The following is a 23,049-nucleotide window of genomic DNA, read 5'->3' on the forward strand; positions in this document are numbered from 1 at the left end:
GGAGAGCGAGATGCGAAGGCCGGGCAACTGGTGGCGGCGCAAGAGCACACCGGCGAAGGTCGAGGCGTACACCCGCTGGTGCTACTGGTTCATCGCCGCCAGCGAGATCCTCGCGGTCGGCGTGGCCGGATTCGGGAAGCTCTCCCCCGGCCTCGCCGCGGGGCTCTTCCTCGCGGTCGCCGTGCACGCCGCGGTGGGCGCGGCGGCCGTCGGCCCCACCCTGGAGTGGGTGCTCGACCGGCGGCCCCGGCCGCGCCGCCACCTCGCCGCGGTGGCCGCCGCCACCGTGCTCATCGCCGCCACGGCCCTCGCCCTGGCCCAGCACGGGCCCGGCGAGCACAGCGCCGCCGCGGGCGCCACCCTCTACACCGGGATCCTGGTCTTCGGCATCGGCCTCTTCGGGCTCGGCCTGGGCAGCACGAAGCGCCTGGTCTGGCTGGTGGCCGGGGGCGCGGTGGGCGGGGCGCTGCTCGCCGTTCCGCTCGGCATGGCGCCGCTGGGCGCCCCCGTGCTCGGCCTCGGCATCCTGATCGGCAGCGGCTTCCTCGCCTTCACCTCCGGCTTCTCGGTCTGGCTGCTCAAGGCGGTGTACGCGCTCGACGAGGCCCGGGAGACGCGGGCCCGGCTCGCGGTCGCCGAGGAGCGGCTGCGCTTCGGCCGCGATCTGCACGACGTGCTCGGCCGCAACCTCGCCGTCATCGCCCTCAAGAGCGAACTCGCCGTCCAGCTCGCCCGCCGCGAGCGCCCCGAGTCGGTGGACCAGATGATCGAGGTCCAGCGCATCGCCCAGGAGTCCCAGCGCGAGGTCCGCGAGGTGGTACGGGGCTACCGCGGAGTCGCCGTGGACACCGAACTCGCCGGTGCCCAGGGCGTGTTGACCGCCGCGGGCATCGACTGCGCGGTCACCGGGGCGGCGGCCTCCACCCGGCTGCCGACCACCGTGCAGGGCGCCCTCGGCTGGGTGGTGCGCGAGGCGGCCACCAACGCCCTGCGCCACGGCGACGCCACCCGCTGCACCATCGCGCTCACCGTCACCGGGGGCCTGGCCACCCTCACGGTCGAGAACGACGGGGTGCCGGAGCCCCAGCCGGGCGGCCTCCCGGGGGCGCTCGGAGGCACGGGGAGCACCGGCGGCTCCGGCCTCGCGGGCCTGCGCGAACGCCTCGCCCCGGTGGAGGGCTCGCTGACCGCCGGTCCGGTCGGGGACGGCAGGTTCCGGGTGGTCGCGGAGGTGCCGGTACGCGGGGACTCGTATGCGGGCGGGCGTGGAGACGTGCACGAGGGCTCGTATGCGGACGTACGTGCGGACGGGCACGAGGACTCGTATGCGGGCGTACATGGGGACGTACGTGGGGAACGGCAGGTACCCGGTGCGCCCGGTCGGCACGGGGAGCCGGAGGAGCGCGAGGAGCGGCGGGAACCGCGGGAGCAGCCGGAGCAGCGGGAGCAGGGCGACGTGCAGCAGAGCGGCAGGGAAGCGGGGCCGGGCAAGGCGGTCCGGGGCGGAGAGAACGGGGCGGCGGCGTGAGGGACGACGGGGTGCCGGGAGATGGGGTGCCGGGCGGGCAGGGGACGCCGGACGGGCTGGGGACGCCAGTCGAGCGCGCGGGCGCCCGGCCTGGCGGCACCGGCACCGGCACCGGCAAGGTCCGAGTCCTCCTCGCCGACGACGAGCACCTGATCCGGGGTGCGCTCGCCGCGCTGCTCGCGCTGGAGGAGGATCTGACGGTGGTCGCCGAGGCGGCCTCCGGGCCCGAGGCGCTGGCGATGGCCCGGGCGCATGTGCCGGATGTGGCGGTACTCGATCTGCAGATGCCCGGCGCGGACGGTGTGACAGTGGCCACACGGCTGCGGGACGAACTCCCGGGCTGCCGTTCGCTGATCGTGACCAGCCACGGGCGCCCCGGCCACCTGAAGCGGGCGCTCGCGGCGGGGGTGCGCGGCTTCGTGCCGAAGACCGTCAGCGCCCAGCGGCTGGCCGAGATCATCCGTACCGTGCACGCCGGAAACCGTTATGTCGACCCGGACTTGGCGGCCGACGCGATCTCCGCCGGGGACTCCCCGCTGACCGCGCGGGAGGCCGAGGTCCTCGAACTCGCGGCGGACGGGGCACCGGTCACCGAGATCGCCGACCGCGCCGGGCTCTCCCAGGGAACCGTGCGCAACTACCTCTCCTCGGCGGTCAGCAAACTCGGGGCCGAGAACCGGCATGCGGCGGTACGTCTCGCGCGCGCCCGAGGTTGGGTATAGTGGAGCCCGCGCTTCGGCGCATGCGAACGTAGCTCAGTTGGTAGAGCGCAACCTTGCCAAGGTTGAGGTCGCGAGTTCGAACCTCGTCGTTCGCTCCGAAGGAAGAGAACCCCCGCTCCGGGTGAGCGGGGGTTCTTCCGTTCCGCCACCCGGTTCTCTTCGCTCTGCCGGCCGTTTCTCCGTTCCGTCCGTTCCGTCGGCCCGGGAGGGATCCGCCCGCTTGCGGGGATCGGATCCGGCCCCTTCCGCCTTGTCCGTAAGGGGACTTGACCCTTCCGGTGAGTTGTTTGCCTGAGGCGACCATCCAGTAGCGTGCCCGTCGCACCCGGCCCGCCGGATCCCGGCCGGGCCGCTCTGGCACGTATGGAGGTCGGCGATGACGGCACCGCAGCAGCAGTGGGACATCACCTCGGGCGTGGGGATCACCGCCCTCGCCGTGGCCGCCGCGAGAGCGCGGGAGTCGCTCCGCCCGGACCGGCTGATCAACGACCCGTACGCCGGGGCCTTCGTTGAGGCCGCCGGGCTCGACCTGCCCTTCCTGCGGCTCGAAGCGCCCGGCGAGCAGTCCGACCCCGCGCTGATGACCGACTACGTGGGCGTCCGCTCCCGGGTCTTCGACGACTTCCTGGTCGCGGCGGCGGAGGACGGTTTGCGCCAAGTCGTGGTGCTCGCCTCCGGGCTGGACAGCCGCGCCTTCCGGCTGCCCTGGCCCGCCGGCACCCGCTGCTTCGAGCTCGACCAGCCGCTCGTACTCGACTTCAAGCTGCGGGTCCTCGGCGCCGAGGGGGCCGAGCCGCTCTGCGCGCACACCCCCGTCCCGGTGGATCTGCGGGACGACTGGGCGGCGGCCCTGGAGGCGGCGGGCTTCGACGGCGCGCTGCCCACCGCCTGGCTGGCCGAGGGGCTGCTGCCGTATCTGCCGCCCGCGGCCGAGGAGCAGCTCTTCCGGGAGATCGACCGGCTCTCCGCCCCGGGCAGCCGGGCCGCCGTCGAACACATCGACCAGGCGGCCGCGGTGGCCCGTGAGCCCCAGCTGCTCGCGGACGGCGAGGCGTACGGCATCGATCTGAAGGCCCTGCTGCCCGAGGGGGAGCGCCGGGCGCCGCAGGAGCAGCTCACCGCGCTGGGCTGGCGGTGGAGCGCCGCCTCCGCGCACGAGTCGGCCCGCGGCCTCGGCCGGACGCTGCCCTCCACCGGGACGACGGACCGCGCCGTCCACCTCCGCGCCCGCAAGGACTGAGCTTTCCGCGAGGGCTGGGCTTTCCGCGAGGGCTGGGCTTTCCGCGAGGACTGGAGCCTCCCGCGAGGGCTCAGCTTTCGCGAGGAGTGAGCCTCCCCCGAGGGCTGGGCTTCCCACCCGCCCCGTACCCGGCTCCCACCGGTTTCCCACCCTTGCCGCCCTACCGTCGTGACCGCCGGGGCCGTCCAGGACCGGCATCACGAGGTTCCCGCCGTCCGGTCCGGTGGCGGCGGGGCGGGAAGGCAGGTGGCGATGTACCGCAGGCGCACACGTCCCCGGGGGCGCCGGGCCCCCGGCCGCGCTCCGGGCCGCACGGGGGTGTGGCTCGCCCTGGGCGCCCTGCTGCTGGCCGGGGCCACCGCCTGCGGCGACGGCGGATCCGGGAAGGCGGCGGAGGAGTCCGCGGCCCCCTCCGCCCCGCCGTCGGCCGACTCCGGCGAGGCGGACTCGCAGCGGAACATCGTCTTCGTCCTCACCGACGACCTCTCCGAGGACCTCGTCGAGTACATGCCGCACGTCGAGGAGATGCGGAAGCAGGGCCTGTCCTTCGCCGACTACACCGTGACGGACTCGCTCTGCTGCCCCTCCCGCTCCTCGATCTACACCGGCAAGTACCCGCACAACACAGGGGTGTTCACCAACACCCCGCCGGACGGCGGCTTCGACGTCTTCCATGAGAAGGGCAACGAGGACCACACCTTCGCCACCTCGCTCAAGGAGCGCGGCTACCGCACGGCGATGATGGGCAAGTACCTCAACCGCTACGAACCGGATATGACGGTCGGCGGCGAGAAGAACTACGTACCGCCCGGCTGGGACGAGTGGGCCGTGGCCGGAAACGGCTACCCCGAGTACGACTACACGCTGAACGAGAACGGCCGCACCGTGAAGTACGGCCACGAGCCCGAGGACTACCTCACCGATGTGGTGAGCAGGAAGGGCCAGGACTTCGTCACCGAGTCGGCGAAGGACGGCAAGCCCTTCGTCCTGGACATCTCCACCTTCGCCCCGCACGGGCCGGCCACCCCGGCGCCCGAGGACGAGGAGAAGTTCGCCTCTCTGAAGGCCCCGCGGCCGCCGTCCTTCGACAAGCTGCCCGAGGACGCCCCGAAGTGGCTCGCGCAGAAGAAGCCGCTGCCGGAGAAGCAGCTGAAGAAGATCGACCGGAACCACCGGGAGCGCGTCCGCTCCGTGCAGGCCGTCGACCGCATGATCGGCGACCTCCAGGACCGGCTGAAGAAAGAGGGTGTCTACGAGGACACCGTCTTCGTCTTCGCCTCCGACAACGGCTTCCACATGGGCGAGTACCGGCTCACCCCCGGGAAGCAGACCGCCTTCGACACCGACGTCAATGTGCCGCTGATCGTCACCGGACCCGGCGTCCCCGAGGGCCGCACCAGCCACGCGGTGGTCGGCAACATCGACCTCGCCCCCACCTTCACCGCACTCGGCGGCGGCACCCCGGCCTCCGAGGTGGACGGCCGCAGCCTGGTCCCGCTCCTCGGCGGCGAGACCCCGAAGGACTGGCCCCGGGCCGCGCTGATCGAGCACCACGGCGCCAAGGACACGGCCGAGGACCCCGATCGCCCGCGCAAGGGCAGCGGCAACCCGCCCGGTTACGAGGCGATCCGCACCGCCGACGCCACCTACGTCGAGTACGCCGACGGCTCCCGCGAGTTCTACGACCGGCGGCGCGACCCGGACCAGCTGCACAACACCTACGGCGAGCTGTCCGGGGAGAGGAAGAAGGAACTGGCGCGGCAGGTGGCCGCGTTGCGGTCCTGCGAGGGCGCGAAGGAGTGCGGGGGCGCGGCGGGTTCGTAGGTGCGCGGGATCGCCGCGGGTTCGGGCTCGGGCTCGGGCTCGAAGAGGTGCGGGATCGCCGCGGGTTCGGGTTCGCAGAGGTGCGGGATGTGCGGGATCGCCGGTTTGCGGCGGGCGTGCGGGGCCGGGTCGCTGGTCGGGGACCCGGCCCCGTTCCGCCGGTGCGGAGGCCTCGTACGGAGGCGGCGGCCCGTACGGAAGCGGAGGCCCGTACGGAGGCGGCGGCACCGTACGGCGGAGGCGGCGGAGGCGCGTGTAATCGGCGGGCCCGCGCGGGCAGTTGAGGGAGGGGTCAGGCCCAGTTCAGCCCGGTGAGCCGCTCGTAGGCCTCGATGTACTTGGCGCGGGTCGCCTCGACGACTTTCTCCGGCAGCGGGGGCGTCGGCCGCTCGGCGGCGCGGTCCCAGCCGGACTCGGGGGAGGTCAGCCAGTCGCGGACGAACTGCTTGTCGAAGGAGGGCTGCGCGCGGCCGGGCTCCCACTCCTCGGCGGGCCAGAACCGCGAGGAGTCCGGGGTGAGCACCTCGTCGGCGAGGACCAGTTCCCCACCGTCGAAGCCGAACTCGAACTTGGTGTCCGCGAGGATCAGCCCGCGTTCGCGCGCGGTGTCCCGGGCCCGGGCGTAGACGGCGAGGGTGGCCTGCCGCAGCTCCGCCGCGGTCTCCGCGCCGACCTGGCGGGCGACCTCCTCATAGGAGACGTTCTCGTCGTGCTCGCCGACCGCCGCCTTGGTCGCCGGGGTGAACACGGCCGCGGGCAGCTCCGAGCCGTCGACCAGCCCGTGCGGCAGGGCGAGACCGCAGACGGTACGGGTCTGCTCGTACTCCGTGAGGCCCGAACCGGTGAGGTAGCCGCGCGCCACGCACTCGACGGGGACCATGTCGAGCGCCTTGCAGACCAGGGTCCGGCCCGCCCAGTCGGCCGGGGCGCCCTCGGGCAGCTCGCTGCTCAGTACGTGGTTGGGGACCAGGTCGGCGAGCTGGTCGAACCACCACAGGGAGAGCTGGGTCAGCACCCGGCCCTTGTCCGGGATCTCGGTGGGCAGCACCCAGTCGTAGGCGGAGATCCGGTCGCTGGCGACCATGACCAGGTCCCCGGACGCGTTGCGGTACAGGTCGCGCACCTTGCCGGTGTGCAGATGCACCAGGCCCGGAACCTCCCTGGGTTCGGGCTTCTCGACGAATCCGGACACCGGTTCCTCCTGTGGCTCAGTCCCTCGCTCGGTACACGCGGGGCTCCGTACATACCCTCCGATTCTCGCTCATGGCGCGGGTGACCTGGTGAGGGGGCCGCCGGCGGGCCCCGCTTTCCGGGTTCCGGATCCTCGCCGCCGGGCCGACGGCCGGTCGGGTTCGCGGTCCGGTCTGGCTCGCGGTTCGGTGGGGCTCGCGGTTCGGTCGGGCTCGCGGTCCGGTCGGGCGCGCGGTCCGGTCGGGCTCGCGGTTCAGTCGTACCTGCCCCTCAGTCGTGCTTGCAGATGCGGTCGAGGAGGTTGGCGGTGGCGCGCTGGACGCGGGGGTCGACATGACCCGGGCGGTCCAGGGCGGGTGACCAGGCGAAGGTGCCGGAGGCGAAGACCAGGGCACCCGAGGGCGCCCGGTACAGCGAGGTCTCCTGGTGGCGGCGGGTGCCCTCGGCGTCCTCGTACGGGGAGTGGGCGAGCAGCACCCGGCCCTCGTGCTCGGGCAGCGGGGTGCGCGGGAAGTAGCGGTCGGCCTCCCCCGCGACCAGGCCCTCGATGCCCTCGCCCTCGTGCGCCCCGGTCGCCTCCCACAGCCAGTGGTCGGCGTTGCGCACCACCAGCGGGCTGGGCTCGGGCACCCGGCCCGCGTACTGGATGCCCATCAGCTCCTGCTCCGGCCGGTCGATCTCGCGCCAGAGTGCCGGGCGGCCCGGGCCGCGCCGCTTGCGGCAGCGCATCAGCCGGTCCGGCACCCCGGACGGCGAGGGGCCCAACTCGACCTGCCAGTACATGGAGTTGGCGGAGAGGAAGACCAGCGAGGTGCCGTGCTCGCGGGCGCGTTCGGTGGTCCGGCGCATCGGCACCGACCAGTATTCGTCGTGCCCCGGGAAGACCAGGCCGCGGTACCGCGCCGGGTCCACGCGTCCGGCGTGCAGATCGCGGGTGTCGGCGTAGGCGAGGTCGTAGCCGTACCGCTCCGCCCAGCGGATGAAGTCGTAGGCGTGGCCGACGTGCAGGGGCAGCCCGGCGCCCGCGTACGGCCGGTCGAAGGAGACGGTGGTCGCCGCCTCCCGCTCGCCGAGCAGCCGCCCCTGCTCGTCCCAGGCGTGGTAGAGGCTGGCACCGGTGCGGCCGTCCTCGGGGAAGAGGTTGTACGCCTGCCAGGTGACGTCCGGGAGCAGCAGGAGCAGGTCCGCGCGGCGCTCGTCGCGGACGGTGAAGGGGACGTGCGAACGGAAGCCGTCCACCGTGGTGAGCACGGCGACATACGCGCCCACGTTCCAGTAACTCGGCACCTGGAGGCGCCAGGAGAGCCACCAGTGGTGGCAGGAGACCGACCGGTCCGCGGTGAGCGGCGGCTGCTGCTTGATGCCGGAGAGCCGAGGGCTGGTGGTGATGTGCGCGGCGCCGTCGCCCTGGTAGTGGCCGATCCGGTAGATGTCCACGCTGAACTGCTGCGGCGGGTCGACCGTGATGTGGAAGTCGATCGCCTCGCCCGGCGCCACCGCGCCGGTCGCGGTGAACCCCTTGATCTGCCGGTGCACATCGTCCGCCATCCGGGGCCCGCTGGGACGCGGCGCGGGGACCCGGCGGGCACCGGGCGCGGGGGCGTGGTCCACGTACCAGGGGACCACCTGACCGGTGTCGTCGAAGTAGTGCTCGCTGCCGCGCAGCCAGGGCAGCGGCCCCTGCCCGAAGGGGTCGCTGACCGCGTGCGCCAGCGCCCCGGACTCCCAGCGCCGGATCAGCGGCGGGGCCGCGTCGCCGGTGGTGGAGGTGGTGGGGGCGGTGCCGGGTGGGGGCTCGGCGGTGGCGTCGCTCGGGGTCTTCGTGGTGGTCGCGGGGGTCGCGGGCTTCGCGGTGGTCGCGGTGGTCCCGGTGGTCGCGGGCTTCGCTGTGGTCCCGGTGGTCGCCGGCTTCGCGGTGGTCGCGGTCGCCGGGGCGGCCGTGGGCTGTGTGGGGGGCGTGGGGTGTGCGGGGGGAATGGTGTTCTTCGGCGGTTGCCCGGCCGGTTGCTGCTGCGCTCTCATCGTGGTCCCCTCCCTCGCCTTGCGTGGTGGTGCGGGGTGGTGCGGGTGGTGCCGGACGTCGTGGACATGTGAGAAGTGGGCTTATCTGAACTCGCCGGGGGCTGTGGGGTGTTGCCTGCGAGGGCTGCCTCCCGGGCCCTGCCCGCCGGAGGGCACGGGGCGTCGCGCTGAGCGACCTCCCGGCCACGACTCGTGTCAGGACCGGTCCCAGCACATCACATGACGCACCGGCCTCGTCACCTTTCGTCGCGAATAGGCGTGAGGAGAACCACATCAACGCGCGGGAGCGTGCGCCCCGCGCGCCCGCGGGCGCCTGCGCACTCCACCGCCGCACCCGAGGTCGCAGGTGGTGCGCCCGCGAGTTCGCGGGCGCCTGCCCCCGCACGCCGGCCGCCGCGGGATATTCCGCTCAGACCAGACGGACCGGCTTGTCGGCACGTACGCCACGGTCCGCCAGCCAGGCCTTGAGGGGCCCGGAATCCCCGTACTCGACGAGCCGCAGCACCAACTGCCCGACCTCCGCGTCCCGTTCACCGCCCACGAGCAGCGAGGGACCGTCCAGCCAGTCGAGCCCGGGCGCCGCCCCGGCCGTGTCGACCGCCGCGCAGCACACCATCGCCTTCACATGGTCGGTCAGCAACTCCCTTGCCGTACGCGGCTGCTGGAGCGGGAACAGCGGCAGTATCCCGTCGCCCCACCAGGCGGTGTCCGCCCCGGCCACACCCCCCTCGGCCCCGGCACCGAACGCCCGCGGCCCGGGCGAAGCGGCCTCCTCCCGCGCCAACTCGGCACTCAGCCCGGCCGCAAGCAACGAGGTCCGCTCGCCGAGTACGGGGTCGGGGTCGGGATCGAGGTCAGGGCCGAGGTCGAGGTCGAGGCCGGGATCGAGGGCGGGATCGGGGGCGAGGTCGGGGTCCCTTTCCTCGTACGGGGCGGGTGGTTCGCTCGGGTCAGCGGGCTCGCTCGGGTCGAGCCGCTCGATCGAGTCAGGGGGCTCGCTCGGTCCGGGCGGCTCGCTCGGTCCGGACGGCTCGCTCGGTCCGGACGGCTCGCTCGGTCCGGACGGCTCGCTCGGGACCGGTCGCTCGCTCGGGGTCTGTCGCTCGCTCGGGTCGAGCGACTGAGACAGCTCAGGTGGTTGGGGCAGCTCAGGTGACCCAGGTGAGTAGTGAGGCGGCTGAGGCGGCTGAGGCGGGCGGGACGGCGAGGGCGGCTCGGTCGGATCCGTCAGCTGGAGATGGGCCATCACCCTTGCCAGCGTGGGGCCTTCGGGTACGGAGGCGGCGGCGGTCGGCGGGACCGGGGCGACCCCCGCGCCATGGCCCGCGCCGCCGGAGAGCGAGCCGGCAGCCGTGCCCGGCACGGTGGCCGCCGGGCCGGGGAGTCCCGGCGGGCCGGAGAGGCGGTCGAGGACCTTGTGCAGGCGGGCGGCGTCGGCACGCCACTTCCGGTCGACGACCTCCTCCGGGTAGTGCTGCCAGTCCACCGGCGCCCAGTCCGGGCCCGGTTCGGCCGGGCCGCCGTGGAAGAGGCGGGCGGCGAGCAGCGAGGCGGCCTCGTCCATCGAGCCCGGTTCCTCCAGGAGATCGCAGGCCGGGCGCTCGCCGAGGCGGGAGGCGAAACCGTCCGCGAGGCGGTCGCGGCGGGAGAGTTCGGTGAGCGCGGAGACCACCCCGGCGTCCAGCCGGGCGGGCCAGCGCCCCATCCGCCAGGCGGGCAGCGCCACCTTGGTGAGCAGCCGGTCCCAGCCCGCGTAGGCCAGGCCCACCTGCTCCTGCGCGGAGATCCGCAGCCCGTAGTCCACAGCCTGTGCACGCTCGGCCGCGGCGGCCGCGGCGCCGCGCTCCATCTCGGCCGCGTGCACCCGGCAGCTCCGCAGCAGCAGCCGGGCCACCCAGCCGACCCCGGCCAGCGCGGCCCGCGCCACCGGTCCGCGGCGGGGGGAGGCGCTCACGGCCACGGCCGCGTCCAGGCCGCGGACGAACCGCCGGGCCGCCGCTATGTCCGGGTGCGCGGAGGGCTCGGTCCCGGCGACCACCGGCGCGAGCACCGCCCGCAGCTCGGCCACCCGCATCCACCACAGGAAGGGCGAGCCGATCACCAGCACGGGCGCGGGCGGCACACCCCGCTCGGCACCGGCTCCCGGCCCGTCGGCCGCCCGGAACCCGGAACCGCCGGAGGACCCGGATCCCGTACGGAATCCGTCCGCGGCCGGTCCCTCGCCGTCCACCGCCCGGTACGCCCGATGCGTACGGTCCTCCAGCCAGCTGTCGCAGTCCGGGGTCAGCGCTATCGCCGAGGGTGCCGGGACGCCGAGGCGGTCGGCGAGATCGCGCACCAGCCGGTACAGATCCGGCGCCGACCGCTCCGGCACCGGCACCGTGGGGCTCACCGCCGGGCGCGCCCGCGCCACGACCAGCCCCACGGCGAGGGCGCCGAGCAGCGTGAGGGCGGCGACCGCGGTCACCACCCAGCGCACGGTGTCCCAGACCCCGGCGCCGAGCCGTCCGGTGCCCTCCGCCACGAAGAGGACCACGGCGCAGGCGGCGGGCAGCAGGGCCGCGGCCAGCGCGCGACCGCGCATCCGCAGCACGGCCAGCGCGCGCGACCGCGCCACGTACGCCCCTGCTTCCAGACCCATAGCGGCCATGCCCGCTGCCACCCCCTACCGTCGCCCGTGACGGGAGCTCCGCACGCCGCCCACGGGGGCGGCCTTTTGCGCGCGAATGTCCCTGACTGTGCTCACTCCCCCACTGTGACAGCCGCCACTGACATCGCAATGCCGGTGGGCCAAGTGCCGGAAAGCCTGCGCCGCACCATAGTTGGGCCCCCCGCACCCGTCAGCGGGTTGAGCGGGGGGCTCACTCGATGGAATGGCTTTGGGTAAAGGTGAGGCCTCGGGGATCGCGGGGGCGTATAGGGCCGACGCGGCGAACGGGACCGGTCGACTGGGGGCCTCTCACCACCAGGAAGGCCCTTCAGCGCCGAGAAGGCCCTTTACCGCCGGGAAGGCTCTTTACCTCCGGTGGCCGGGGCTGAGCGACGGTCACGAAGGCGAGCGCACCGGACCCGGAAGAGGCGCACCCGGACCGCAAGAGGCCGCACCGGACGCGGAAGCGAGCGCGCCGGAGCCGGAAACGTGCGCCGGACCCGGGAGCGAGCGCGCCGTGGCGAACGGAGAGCGGGCCGGGAACGACAGGGAGCGGCGGGCCGGGTCCGCAGCGCCGGTCTCAGACCTGGCCGGCCGCCCTCGCCGCGATGTCGGTGCGGTGCTGGGAACCGTCGAGGCGGAGGCGGCCCACGGCGGCGTAGGCCCGTTCCCGCGCCTCGCCGAGGTCGGCACCGGTGGCCGTGACCGACAGGACCCGCCCGCCCGCGCTGACGACGGCGCCCTCGGCGAGCCGGGTGCCCGCGTGCAGGACGTAGGCGTGCGGGGCGTCCTCGGCGGTGACCTCGTCCAGGCCCTCGATCCGGTCGCCGGTGCGAGGCGTACCGGGGTAGTTGTGGGAGGCGACGACCACCGTCACCGCCGCGTCCTCGCTCCAGCGCAGCGGCTCGGCGTCGGCGAGGGTGCCCTCGGCGGAGGCGAGCAGCAGCCCCGCGAGGGGGGTCTTCAGACGGGCCAGGACCACCTGGGTCTCCGGGTCCCCGAACCGGGCGTTGAACTCGATGACCCGCACGCCCCGCGAGGTGATCGCGAGCCCGGCGTAGAGCAGACCGGAGAAGGGCGTGCCGCGGCGGCGCAGTTCGTCGACGGTGGGCTGGAGGACCGTGGCGAGGACCTCGTCCACCAGCTTCGGGTCGGCCCAGGGCAGCGGCGAATAGGCGCCCATACCACCGGTGTTGGGCCCCTGGTCGCCGTCGAGCGCGCGCTTGAAGTCCTGCGCGGGCTGGAGCGGCACCACGGTCTCGCCGTCGGTGACCGCGAAGAGCGAGACCTCGGGCCCGTCCAGGTAATCCTCGATCACCACCCGCCCGCAGGCCAGCGCGTGCTCCCGCGCCAGGTCCAGGTCACCGGTCACCACGACGCCCTTGCCCGCCGCCAGACCGTCGTCCTTCACCACGTACGGGGGCCCGAAGGCGTCCAGCGCCGCGTCGATCTCCGCGGCGGTGGTGCAGACGTAGCTGCGGGCGGTGGGCACCCCGGCGGCCGCCATCACGTCCTTGGCGAAGGCCTTGGAACCCTCCAGTCGCGCGGCCTCGCGGGACGGGCCGAAGCAGGGGATGCCCGCCTCCCGTACCGCGTCCGCGACGCCCTCGACCAGGGGTGCCTCGGGGCCGACCACGACCAGCCCCGCCCCGAGCTGCCGCGCGAGCACGGCCACGGCGTCGCCGTCGCTCGCGTCCACGGTGTGCAGCTCGGCCAGCTCGGCGATACCGGCGTTGCCGGGCGCGCAGTGCAGTGCGCTGACGTCGGGGTCGAGGGACAGGGAACGGCACAGGGCGTGTTCGCGGGCACCGCCGCCGATGACAAGGACCTTCACACGGGCCAGCCTATCCGCCACCGGTCCACACCCTTTGGACGGGCCACCGAACGGGCCGACCGGTCACATTCGTATGTTCGGACAGCTCGGCTGTGGACAACCGCAATCGCGCTGACGCGGTCAGGCAGTGGAGCGGTGTGAGCGGAGGCCCGGGGCGGGCAGTGGCCCGGGGGTGGGCAGCGGCCCGGTGTGCGGAGTCTCGCGGGCGGCACGGGGTGAGGCGCGTGTATCGCTCGCGTCGCCACGTCGTCGCTCACGCCGCTTACGTCGCCACGTCGCCAGCCGTCCGGCCCGGTGCGGGCGGTCACCCGCGTGGGATCACTCGTGCGGGCGGGATCACTCATGCGAGACCACTCGTGCCGGATCACTCGTGCGGGATCTCCTCCAGGACGGTGGCGCCGAGTTCGCGGACGATCAGGTCGTGCCCGGAGAGCGCCGCGGTGGCGTCCAGGTCCGCGTCGTCCTCGGCGGGCATGTCGTCCTCGGGGGCCACATACGACGATCCCGGGTGCCCGGAGGCCGAGGCGTTCGCCGCCTGCCCCGCCGCCCCGGAGGAGTGGGCCGCCCCCGCGTGCCCGCCGGACGAACCCGCCGACGAGTACCCGCCGCCGCCTTGGGCCTGGGCGGCAGAGGCCCCGGACGAGCCGGAGGAGTGGGCGGAAGCGGACGAGGAGTACGAGGAGGAAGAAGAGGAGTGCGGAGAAGAGGAAGAGGAAGGGGAGGGGGAGGAGGCAGCGGACGGAGAGGAGTCGGAGTACGAGGTGCCGGGCCGTTGGCCGCCGGGACCGCCACCGGGCGCCCCGCCGCCGAAGCCGCCCCCGGGACCGCCGCCGGACATGCCTCCGCCGGGTGCGCCGCCCCCGGTGGGACCGCCGCCGAAGCCGCCGGCCGCGGGGGGCGGAGCGCTGCCGCCCGAGGGGTCGACGATGGCCTCGACCTTCCACGGGACGTTGAACTGCTCCACGAGCGCCTGCCGCAGCACTTCCTCGCTGCCACTGCTGGCGAAGTTGTCCCGGGCCCCGGCGTTGACGAAGCCGATCTGGAGCGTGGTGCCGTCGAACCCGGCGACCTGCGCATTCTGGCTGAGCAGGATCCAGGTGAACCGCCGCCGGTTCTTGACGGCCTCCAGGATGTTCGGCCACAGCACCCGGGGGTCGAGTCCGCCTCCACCGCCGGGTGCGGAGTGGGCGGGGGCCGGTTCTGCCGGGGCGTACTGCGAGGGGGCGGATGGGCCGCTCGGTACGGACTGGGGTGGGCTGGACTGGGCGTTCGACGCGGAGGGCGTGCCGGCACCCGGGGCCGGGGGCGCGGCGGACGGCCCGGCTGACCTGCCGGGGATCTGGCCCCCACCCGCCGTGGCCGCGGTCGGCCAGCCACCGGGACGGCGCTCGCCACCACCGCCAGCACCAGCGGGTGCGCCCTGGGCGCCGGCCGATCCGGCGGCTCCGGCGGCTCCTGGCCAGGCGCCCGGGGCGCGCGTACCCGAGTCCGTACCTTCGGCGGGCGGTGCCCCGGCCGAGGGCGCCGATGCGCCCGAAGGAGAAGGCGGAGAGGGCGGAGAAGAGGAGGAAGGAGGAGAAGCAGCTGCCGGTGCCGAGGCGGCATCGGTTGTCGCGCCGGGTGCGGCCGCCGCGCCTTCGCCCGCCGGGTGACCGCCGGAGGGACGCCCCTCAGCCGCCTGCCCGGGACCGTGACCAGCACCAGCGCCGGGACCCGGACCGGCCCCCGGACCATTACCCGAGCCGCCGTCGCCCCCCTCCGGAACCCCGCCCCGTACCGCCGCACGAGCCGCCGCGGGACCGCCGCCCGGAGGCACCGCGCCACCGGCCGCCGGTCCAGGAGCGCCCTGCGCCGGGCCGGGCCCCGCCTGCATCGGCGGATGGGCGCCGGGCCCGGGCGCGTAGGCCATCGGCGGCCCCTGGCTCCCCGGTACGAAGTGCACACCGCCGCCGCGCTCCAGGCGGTCCAGGCGGGCGAGGAGGGCGCGCTGGTCGTCGTAGGCGGCGGGCAGCAGGACGCGGGCGCAGATCAGCTCCAGCTGGAGGCGGGGCGCGGTGGCGCCGCGCATCTCCGTGAGGCCCTCGTTGACCAGGTCGGCGGCGCGGCTCAGCTCGGCGGCGCCGAAGACCCCGGCCTGCGCCTGCATGCGCTCCAGGACATCGGCGGGGGCGTCGATGAGCCCCTTCTCCGCGGCGTCCGGCACGGCCGCGAGGATCACCAGGTCGCGCAGCCGCTCCAGCAGGTCGGCGACGAAACGGCGGGGGTCGTTGCCCCCCTCGATGACCTGGTCCACGACCTCGAAGGCGGCGGCCCCGTCCCCCGCGGCGAAGGCCTCCACCACGGAGTCGAGCAGGGTGCCGTCCGTATAACCGAGCAGCGCGGTGGCCATGGCGTACGTCACACCGTCCGCGGCCGCTCCCGCGAGCAACTGGTCCATGACGGACATCGAGTCCCGTACGGAACCGGCGCCCGCCCGCACCACCAGCGGCAGCACACCGTCCTCGACCGGGATCTGCTCCCGCCCGCAGACCTCGCCGAGGTACTCGCGCAGGGTGCCGGGCGGCACGAGCCGGAAGGGATAGTGGTGGGTACGCGAACGGATCGTCCCGATGACCTTCTCGGGCTCGGTCGTCGCGAAGATGAACTTGAGGTGCTCCGGCGGCTCCTCGACCACCTTCAGCAGGGCGTTGAAGCCCGCCGAGGTGACCATGTGCGCCTCGTCGATGATGTAGATCTTGTACCGGCTGGAGGCGGGCCCGAAGAAGGCCTTCTCCCGCAGCTCACGGGCGTCGTCCACACCACCGTGCGAGGCGGCGTCGATCTCGATGACGTCGATGGACCCCGGCCCCGTCCGCGCCAGATCGCGGCAGGACTGGCACTCCCCGCAGGGCGTCGGGGTGGGCCCCTGCTCGCAGTTCAGGCAGCGGGCCAGGATGCGCGCACTGGTCGTCTTGCCGCAGCCGCGCGGACCACTGAACAGGTACGCGTGATTGACCCGGTTGTTCCGCAGCGCCTGCTGCAACGGGTCGGTGACATGCTCCTGCCCGATGACCTCGGCGAACGACTCCGGGCGATAACGGCGGTACAGCGCGAGAGACGACACATCTACGAGGTTATAGGCGCCCACCGACAACCGGCCCCGCCCCTGCCCCGGCCCCCGCTCACGGCCCCGGAGACACAAAGGGCCCCCCACGCACCCGCCAGAGCCGACCTACCCTTGCTGCCTTCCGGCCCTGGGGGAGTTCAGTCAGATAGCGCCACGTGAGGGGCTGCGCCCAGGGTACCCGATCAGCCGACCGGGAACGAGTTCGCGAGCACTCCCGCGCTTCATGTAATGTTCCCGGCGGAGGATTCGCCTAGAGGCCTAGGGCGCACGCTTGGAAAGCGTGTTGGGGGCAACCCCTCACGAGTTCGAATCTCGTATCCTCCGCCAGTGCCTCACCGGGCACGATGTCGAGGGGCCCCACCGCGTGCGGTGGGGCCCCTCGACATTGCATTCAGCTCGCGTCGTCCTGGCGCTTCGACACCGCCGCCGGGCATGACCTCGGCGGCAACAGACGATCGACGCGGTGAGCCTGCCTCATCGATACGGCCTACGGGGCTCGGGCGCGGCAGAGCGAACCGTCCGCGCGGGCGGACGTCACCCTCGTCACACGGTGAGAATCTCTGACCTGCACCGCGGAGCACGCGCCTGCGGTCAGCAGCCGGCAGTCACAGGCTTCAGGCCGAGCACGAATCCGGCAGGCGCCGCCATCACGGTTCATGAGACTGGGAGTTGAGATGTCGCACCGAGCGCGGACAATGCAACCCACGACCGATGGGCCGGAGTTCCGCAAAGCAAGTAAAATTCGCCACCCGGCGAGGTAACACCGCAGGTCAACTCCTGTGGTCCCCGCGCATGCGGGGGTGGTCCCTGCCCCACGGGGGCGTACCGGTTCGAGTCCGGGTGGTCCCCGCGCATGCGGGGGTGGTCCCTCGATGAGGTTTTTCAGGGAGCGGCCGAGGCGGTGGTCCCCGCGCATGCGGGGGTGGTCCCGGGCAGTTCTGCGACTCGGACCAGGCCTGGCAGTGGTCCCCGCGCATGCGGGGGTGGTCCCTGGCTCTCGTCCTCTGGACAGGAGGCAGTGGAGTGGTCCCCGCGCATGCGGGGGTGGTCCCGCTCACCTGGTACTGCGCGCACATCTGCGATTGTGGTCCCCGCGCATGCGGGGGTGGTCCCCTGGACGTCCTCCCCGGCGGCCCCCGAGTCGCGTGGTCCCCGCGCATGCGGGGGTGGTCCCTGGCCGAGGACCGGCCGCTGTTGGCCGCGCGGGTGGTCCCCGCGCATGCGGGGGTGGTCCCCTGGGGTTCGCCCGGGCCAACGCCCGGCTGGTGTGGTCCCCGCGCATGCGGGGGTGGTCCCCCCGCGCTCGCCTTCGGGGTGCTCACCTCGATGTGGTCCCCGCGCATGCGGGGGTGGTCCCGAGAACGCCCCCGGCCCCGTGGACCCGGACTCGTGGTCCCCGCGCATGCAGGGGTCACTTCCGCGAGTCTGTCTACTGCCCGCCTGCTCGTGGTCTCCGCGCGTGCATGCTGGTATCGCCGTGAGACGATGCGGCAACGCCGACCGCGCTCCCCGCGCAGGCGGGGGTGACCCCTGAGGGTGGCGTTGTTCAAACTGCTTGGTGTTCCCCGCGCATGCGGGGGTGTTCGGCGCCCTGCCTGAGCTCCTTGCGATCCCCGAAGGGAAAAATTCATGAACTGAGGCTGGCGATTTTTACCTCCCCCAAGGCAACTGACAAAACGGCCTCTGGATATGCGCTACGGTATCGCCCTGCCGCTGAGACGGCGGCAGGGCGACGGACTCAACCTCCGCCCGAAAAAGGCGGACTTGGCGCGACAGTCGGCCAGACACACTCGCGCTCAAGTCCGCTCTTCGTCTCCGACTCTGTCCAGAATCAGAAGCACAAGGAGTGTACCGATGCCTCTCTTAGCCGCATCGACCCACGACGAACGCCACTGGCTGCTCGTTTGCGCGATGATTAGTGGCTCTCCAGGCCAACCCGCCGCCTGGGCACTACTGATCGCCGGAGGCGTCGGCCTCTCGTTCTGGATCGGACGCTGATCGACACCGGGGCGGGCGGTCGACGATTCCGCCCCGGTCATCAGCACGAAGGTCTACGCAAACGCCTCAGAAGGAACACAGGACATGGCAGTGGGTTCGGAGGACCAAGCCCCGACGCCGGGAAGGCCACTGTCCGGTGCGGCCCGATCGGTTTGGGCCAAATATGAGCATAAGAGCGGAAGTTGGCTACCACTCTGGCGACATTTGGCCGACAGCGGGGCCGTAGCTGGGTTGCTGTGGGAGCACTGGCTTCCGGAGTCAGCGAAGAGAGTGGTACGGGAGGACCTGCCGGGGACTGAAGAAGAGGTGGTAAAGCTTGTCCGTTTTATGGCCACCTCTCATGACATAGGGAAATGTACGCCCGCATTCGCTTGCCAGGTCGAGGAGTTGGCCGGACGGATGCGTGACCGCGGGTTGGACATGCTGACCGCAAAGGAGTACGGATCGGCACGGCGACTGGCGCCGCACGGGCTGGCGGGGCAGTTGCTCATACAGGAGTGGCTGCGGGAGCGTTACGGGCTCACGGCCAGGGTTTCGGGACAGTTCGCTGTAGTTGCCGGCGGCCACCACGGAGCGCCGCCCGAGAGCGGGCAGATCCACGACGTGAGGCTCCGCCCGCACCTGTTGCGGCACACGGGTACGAGCGAAGAAGTATGGCGGCGGACCCAGTTCGAGTTGCTGGACTGGAGTGCCGAACTGTGCCGTGCCCGTGAGGTGTTGACGCAGCTGGAGAGCGTTCGGCTGTCGCAACCCGCCCAGGTGCTGCTGACGGCAGTGGTCATCCTCGCCGACTGGATAGCCAGCGCCCCGGAACTGTTTCCCTACGCGCCCGAATCCTGGCTGGTGGGAGGTGAATCCCGCCGGCTGCAGGCTGCTTGGGAAGGGCTGGAACTGACGGCTCCGTGGCAGCCGACGGAGCCCGCGGGCTCCGTCGAGGAGTTGTTCGCAGCGCGCTCTCCCCAGCTCGCCGGAGCGTCACTCCGCCCGGTGCAGGCCGAAGCAGTCCGTCTGGCACGGGAGATGGCGCCGGGCGGCCTGCTGATAGTCGAGGCGCCGATGGGTGAGGGGAAGACCGAGGCGGCGCTGGCGGCGGCGGAGGTGCTGGCCGCGCGGTCCGGTGCCGGTGGGCTGCTGCTGGCCCTGCCGACCCGGGCCACCTCGGACGCGATGTTCAAGCGGCTGCGTGCCTGGCTGGACGCGCTTCCGGCGGAGGGCGGCGCCGGAAACTGGTCCGTCGTGCTCGCTCACGCCAAGGCCGCCCTGCAGAGTGACTGGGCCGGGCTGCTGCGGGAGGAGGATCGGGCGATCTCAGCGGTCGACCCGGACGGTGACGCGTACGGGGGCGGGCGGAACCGCTGGCAGCCGTCCGGGTTGCACGCGCACCAGTGGCTTCGCGGGCGCAAGAAGCAGCTGCTGGCGTCGTTCGCCGTCGGGACCATTGACCAGGTGCTGTTCGCGGGTCTGAAGAGCCGGCATCTCGCGCTGCGGCATCTCGCGGTCGCCGGCAAGGTCGTAGTGATCGACGAGGTCCACGCGTACGACGCGTACATGAACCGGTACCTCGACAGGACGCTGGAGTGGTTGGCCGCCTATCGGGTGCCGGTCGTCCTGCTTTCGGCGACGCTGCCCGCTGCCCGCCGGCAGGAACTCGCCGCCGCCTACGCCGGGACGGAGGCGGCGCGCGGAGTGGAGACGGCGGCGGACGCGTATCCGCTGCTGACCGCCGTGTCGCCGGGACGGGAGGCGATCACCGCGCACCCTGCGGCAGCGTCCGGGCGGCAGGCGGCGGTCTCGGTGGAGCCGCTGGACGACGACGTCGAGCTCTTGGCGGACCGGCTGGAGACAGAACTGGCCGACGGGGGATGCGCGCTCGTCGTGCGGAACACGGTGACCCGGGTGCTGGAGGCGGCGCGGGTGCTGCGCGAGCGCTTCGGCAACGGGCAGGTGACGGTGGCGCATTCGCGGTTCCTGGCGGCGGACCGGGCAGCGAACGATGTCCGGCTGGTGGAACGGTACGGGCCGGGAGGCGACCGGCCCGCTCGCCATGTGGTCGTCGCCAGCCAGGTGGTGGAGCAGTCGCTCGACGTCAGTTTCGACCTGCTCGTGACGGATCTGGCGCCCGTCGACCTCGTGCTGCAGCGGATGGGGCGGCTGCACCGGCATCCCGCGCCCGGCCGGCCGGCCCGGCTTGCCACGCCGAAGTGCCTGATCACCGGCGTGGTGGACTGGACAGCCTCGCCGCCGCTGCCGGTGAAGGGATCACGGGCGGTGTACCGGGGCGACTGGACACTGCTGCGGGCGTCGGCGGCACTCGCACCGCATCTGCGCGGAGCACCGGTGCGGCTGCCCGACGACATCAGCACACTGGTGCAACGCGCCTACGGCGACGGGAAGATCGGCCCCGAGGAATGGGCGGACGCGACAGAGCGGGCGCGAGAGCGCCACGCCGCACTGATCGACGCAAAACAGCGCCGGGCGGACGCTTTCCTGCTCGGCCATGTGGGCCGTCCCGGCCGGCCGCTGTACGGCTGGCTGGAGGCGCACGCCGGAGACGCGGACGACAGTATCTCCGGGCGGGCTCAGGTACGGGACTCCGACGAAACCCTCGAAGTACTGGTCGTGCAGCGGTGGGACAACGGCAGGATCACCACGGTGCCATGGCTGGGCGACAGGCGGGGCGGACTGGACCTTCCCGTCGACTCACCTCCGACCAGACGGGCGGCGGAAGCGGTCGCCGCGAGCGCGCTGACGCTGCCTGGAGCCTTCAGTCACCTGGAGATCATCGACAGCACCATCGCCGAGTTGGAACGCTTCCTCGTCCCCGCCTGGCAGGTGAAGGAATGCCCGTGGCTGGCGGGCCAGCTGATTCTCGTTCTGGACGAGCGTTGTCAGACCCGTCTGTCAGGCTACGAGTTGAGCTACAGCACGCAGGATGGGCTCAGCTTCGCCGTGCCCGGCGCGGAGCTGGAGGCGTCGGAGAAAGCAGCGGACGACAGCAAGGGGGCCGAGCGGGATGGTGTCGCGCTGGAGGGTCGGGACGGGAAGGTCCGCGCGGAAGGGGACGCCCTTGACATCGGGCAGGGGGAGGGACGGGCAGGGGTCCGGGGTGACAGCCACAGCCTCGGAGCGAAGCGGGTGGACGCGGTGAGTCCCACCCCGACACGGCCGCCCGCGTGCAACCTGGTGCGGGACGCCTGGCTGCCCGTGCAGCGGCTCTCCGACGGCACGGTGGAGGAGGTATCGCTGCGCGAACTCTTCGCCCGAGCGGGCGAGTTCCGTCGGATCGTGGGTGATGTGCCGACGCAGGAGATCGCTCTGCTGCGGCTCGCCCTGGCTGTGCTGTACGACGCCCATCAGGGGCCCGTGGACCTCGACGCCTGGCTGGAGCTCTGGGAACCGGACACGGACGACACCTTCAGCCAGGTCACGTGCGCCTACCTCGACGAGATGGCGGAACGCTTCGAACTCCTGGATGACAAAAGGCCGTTCTTCCAGACAGCCGACCTGAAGACGGCGAAGGACGAAGTGGCACCGCTGAGCCGGATCGTGACCGACGCGTCCTCCGGCGGGGCGCTGTTCTCCATGCGCCGACCGGGAGTCGAGCGCATCCCGTTCGCGGAGGCCGCCCGCTGGCTGGTGCACGCGCACGCGTTCGACGTGTCGGGCATCAAGCCCGCCATGCGGCAGGACACCCGGGCCAAGGCGGGCAAGGTCTACCCGTTGGGCGTGGGTTCACTCGGGATGCTCGGCGGCATCTTCGCGGAGGGAGAGACACTGCGGGAGACGATGCTGCTCAACCTCGTACCGTTCGAGGAAGCGTACGGCGGCTCCGGATTCGAGCAGCGCATCCCGATGGACCGCCCCGTCTGGCGCCGCGACAAGCCGTACGGGTCCGGTCCGCGCGGGGCGAGGGAGGGCGGGCCGGAGCCCGCCGGTTTGCGGGACCTGTACACCTGGCAGAGCCGCCGTATCCGGCTGGTGGCCGACGGCGACTCGGTAACCGGGGTCGTCCTGGGGTACGGCGACCCGCCGACGCAGGAGTCGCCCTGGGTGCTGGAGCCGATGACCGCCTGGCGGCGCAGCGGGGTCCAAGAGAAGAAGCGCAAGCGGGTGCCGTACTACACCGCACTGCGGCACCAGCCACGCAGGGCAGCCTGGCGCGGGCTGGAGTCGCTGCTGCATCTGCGGGCCGGCGAGGAGGTGACCGGAAAGCCGGGCGAGGGTGCCCAGCGGCTCCGGCCGCGGATCACCAAGTGGCTGCGGCTGCTAGCCACGGAACTGGCCGACGAGGAACTCCTGCCACTGTCGAAGCTGATACGGCTGAGGACTGTGGGAGTCGAGTACGGCACACAGCAGTCGGTCGTCGATGAGATCGTCGACGACGCCGTGGTTCTGCCGGTGATCACTCTCCACGCCGGGAACGAGGTCTACGGGGCCGCGGCGGTCGACGCCGTCAGCGACGCCGACCAGGCGGTAGGGGCGCTGGCTCAGTTGGCTGCCAACCTTGTGCGCGCGGCCGGCGGGGAGCACACCGACGTTGCGATGGACACCGTCCGGGACCGGGCGTTCGGCGCGCTGGACGGCCCGTACCGCAAGTGGCTGCGTGAACTGGGCCAGCAGCCAGACCTGCTGGATGCCCTGCGACAGTGGCGGGAGACCGTCCGACATCAGGTGGAGCAACTGGCCCGGCAGGAGATCCGCTCGGCAGGCCGGTCCGCAGTCGAAGGACGGATGGTCGACCTTCCCGGGCGCGGCGCCACCCTGCTGGACGCCGGGCGGGCAGATCTCTGGTTCCGCGGCCGACTGGCGAAGGTCCTCGGCACGGTGCCACGTCCGGACAATGAGGCCGCCGAGACGGCACAGCCGCCGGTCGGCAACTACTGACACCACCTCCCCGAACCGCCGCGTCCGGGACTCCGATTCTGTGGAGAGCT

The 23,049-nt window shown here is 72.9% G+C and carries 10 protein-coding genes, 2 tRNA genes, 1 other RNA gene and 1 CRISPR repeat array; of the genes, 7 read left to right on the top strand and 6 right to left on the bottom strand.

What is annotated here, in order from left to right:
- Positions 1 to 10 precede the first annotated feature (10 nt).
- The 5 genes from HFV08_RS06425 (at position 11) to HFV08_RS06445 (ending at position 5,314) form a co-directional block, all read left to right on the top strand.
- Positions 11 to 1,528, top strand: a complete 1,518-nt coding sequence (locus HFV08_RS06425; protein WP_168536730.1) for a sensor histidine kinase — start codon at positions 11 to 13, stop codon at positions 1,526 to 1,528.
- A 56-nt stretch (positions 1,529 to 1,584) separates the two neighbouring features.
- Entirely contained in the window at positions 1,585 to 2,250 is a 666-nt protein-coding gene (locus tag HFV08_RS06430; protein WP_168537157.1) for a response regulator, read from the top strand.
- A 22-nt stretch (positions 2,251 to 2,272) separates the two neighbouring features.
- Positions 2,273 to 2,345, top strand: a tRNA-Gly gene (locus HFV08_RS06435).
- A gap of 281 nt (positions 2,346 to 2,626) precedes the next feature.
- Positions 2,627 to 3,490 carry an SAM-dependent methyltransferase gene (locus tag HFV08_RS06440; protein ID WP_168536732.1) on the top strand — a complete coding sequence of 288 codons (864 nt, stop codon included), beginning with the start codon at positions 2,627 to 2,629 and terminating at the stop codon, positions 3,488 to 3,490.
- 252 nt (positions 3,491 to 3,742) lie between these two features.
- Positions 3,743 to 5,314 (top strand): sulfatase family protein, encoded by a 1,572-nt coding sequence (locus HFV08_RS06445; RefSeq protein WP_168536734.1) that lies wholly within the window; start codon positions 3,743 to 3,745, stop codon positions 5,312 to 5,314.
- Positions 5,315 to 5,606: 292 nt separating this feature from the next.
- On the opposite strand, the gene HFV08_RS06450 is transcribed toward HFV08_RS06445, so the two are convergent.
- The 6 genes from HFV08_RS06450 to ffs form a co-directional block, all read right to left on the bottom strand.
- A complete protein-coding gene (locus tag HFV08_RS06450) occupies positions 5,607 to 6,506 on the bottom strand; it encodes a phosphoribosylaminoimidazolesuccinocarboxamide synthase (protein ID WP_168536736.1) in 900 nt (299 codons plus the stop codon).
- A 269-nt stretch (positions 6,507 to 6,775) separates the two neighbouring features.
- Entirely contained in the window at positions 6,776 to 8,527 is a 1,752-nt protein-coding gene (locus tag HFV08_RS06455) for a N,N-dimethylformamidase beta subunit family domain-containing protein (protein ID WP_246341554.1), read from the bottom strand.
- A 409-nt stretch (positions 8,528 to 8,936) separates the two neighbouring features.
- Entirely contained in the window at positions 8,937 to 11,177 is a 2,241-nt protein-coding gene (locus HFV08_RS06460) for a hypothetical protein (RefSeq protein ID WP_210429933.1), read from the bottom strand.
- Between the two features lie 580 nt (positions 11,178 to 11,757).
- The gene (purD, locus tag HFV08_RS06465; RefSeq protein ID WP_168536737.1) at positions 11,758 to 13,011 is read right to left on the bottom strand and encodes a phosphoribosylamine--glycine ligase; all 1,254 of its coding nucleotides are present in this window, start codon (positions 13,009 to 13,011) and stop codon (positions 11,758 to 11,760) included.
- Positions 13,012 to 13,375: 364 nt separating this feature from the next.
- Positions 13,376 to 16,114 (bottom strand): DNA polymerase III subunit gamma and tau, encoded by a 2,739-nt coding sequence (locus HFV08_RS06470; protein WP_168536738.1) that lies wholly within the window; start codon positions 16,112 to 16,114, stop codon positions 13,376 to 13,378.
- A gap of 74 nt (positions 16,115 to 16,188) precedes the next feature.
- Positions 16,189 to 16,285, bottom strand: an RNA gene (ffs, locus tag HFV08_RS06475) — signal recognition particle sRNA small type.
- Between the two features lie 71 nt (positions 16,286 to 16,356).
- Between ffs and HFV08_RS06480 the strand changes: the two genes are divergently transcribed.
- Positions 16,357 to 16,444, top strand: a tRNA-Ser gene (locus HFV08_RS06480).
- Between the two features lie 452 nt (positions 16,445 to 16,896).
- A CRISPR array of direct repeats spans positions 16,897 to 17,475; the repeat unit is 29 nt; unit sequence GTGGTCCCCGCGCATGCGGGGGTGGTCCC.
- A gap of 724 nt (positions 17,476 to 18,199) precedes the next feature.
- Positions 18,200 to 22,999, top strand: a complete 4,800-nt coding sequence (gene casA / locus HFV08_RS06485) for a type I-E CRISPR-associated protein Cse1/CasA (RefSeq protein WP_168536739.1) — start codon at positions 18,200 to 18,202, stop codon at positions 22,997 to 22,999.
- The last annotated feature ends 50 nt before the right edge of the window (positions 23,000 to 23,049 follow it).

The organism is Streptomyces physcomitrii (assembly GCF_012273655.1).
Taxonomy (GTDB): Bacteria; Actinomycetota; Actinomycetes; order Streptomycetales; family Streptomycetaceae; genus Streptomyces; species Streptomyces physcomitrii.

What these genes read in the sequence shown, in the direction of transcription:
- HFV08_RS06425 (WP_168536730.1), top strand. Translation starts at nt 11, where the DNA reads ATGCGAAGGCCGGGCAACTGGTGGCGGCGCAAGAGCACACCGGCGAAG.
- HFV08_RS06440 (WP_168536732.1), top strand. Translation starts at nt 2,627, where the DNA reads ATGACGGCACCGCAGCAGCAGTGGGACATCACCTCGGGCGTGGGGATC.
- HFV08_RS06445 (WP_168536734.1), top strand. Translation starts at nt 3,743, where the DNA reads ATGTACCGCAGGCGCACACGTCCCCGGGGGCGCCGGGCCCCCGGCCGC.
- HFV08_RS06455 (WP_246341554.1), bottom strand. Translation starts at nt 8,527, where the DNA reads ATGAGAGCGCAGCAGCAACCGGCCGGGCAACCGCCGAAGAACACCATT.
- HFV08_RS06460 (WP_210429933.1), bottom strand. Translation starts at nt 11,177, where the DNA reads ATGGCCGCTATGGGTCTGGAAGCAGGGGCGTACGTGGCGCGGTCGCGC.
- casA (WP_168536739.1), top strand. Translation starts at nt 18,200, where the DNA reads ATGGCAGTGGGTTCGGAGGACCAAGCCCCGACGCCGGGAAGGCCACTG.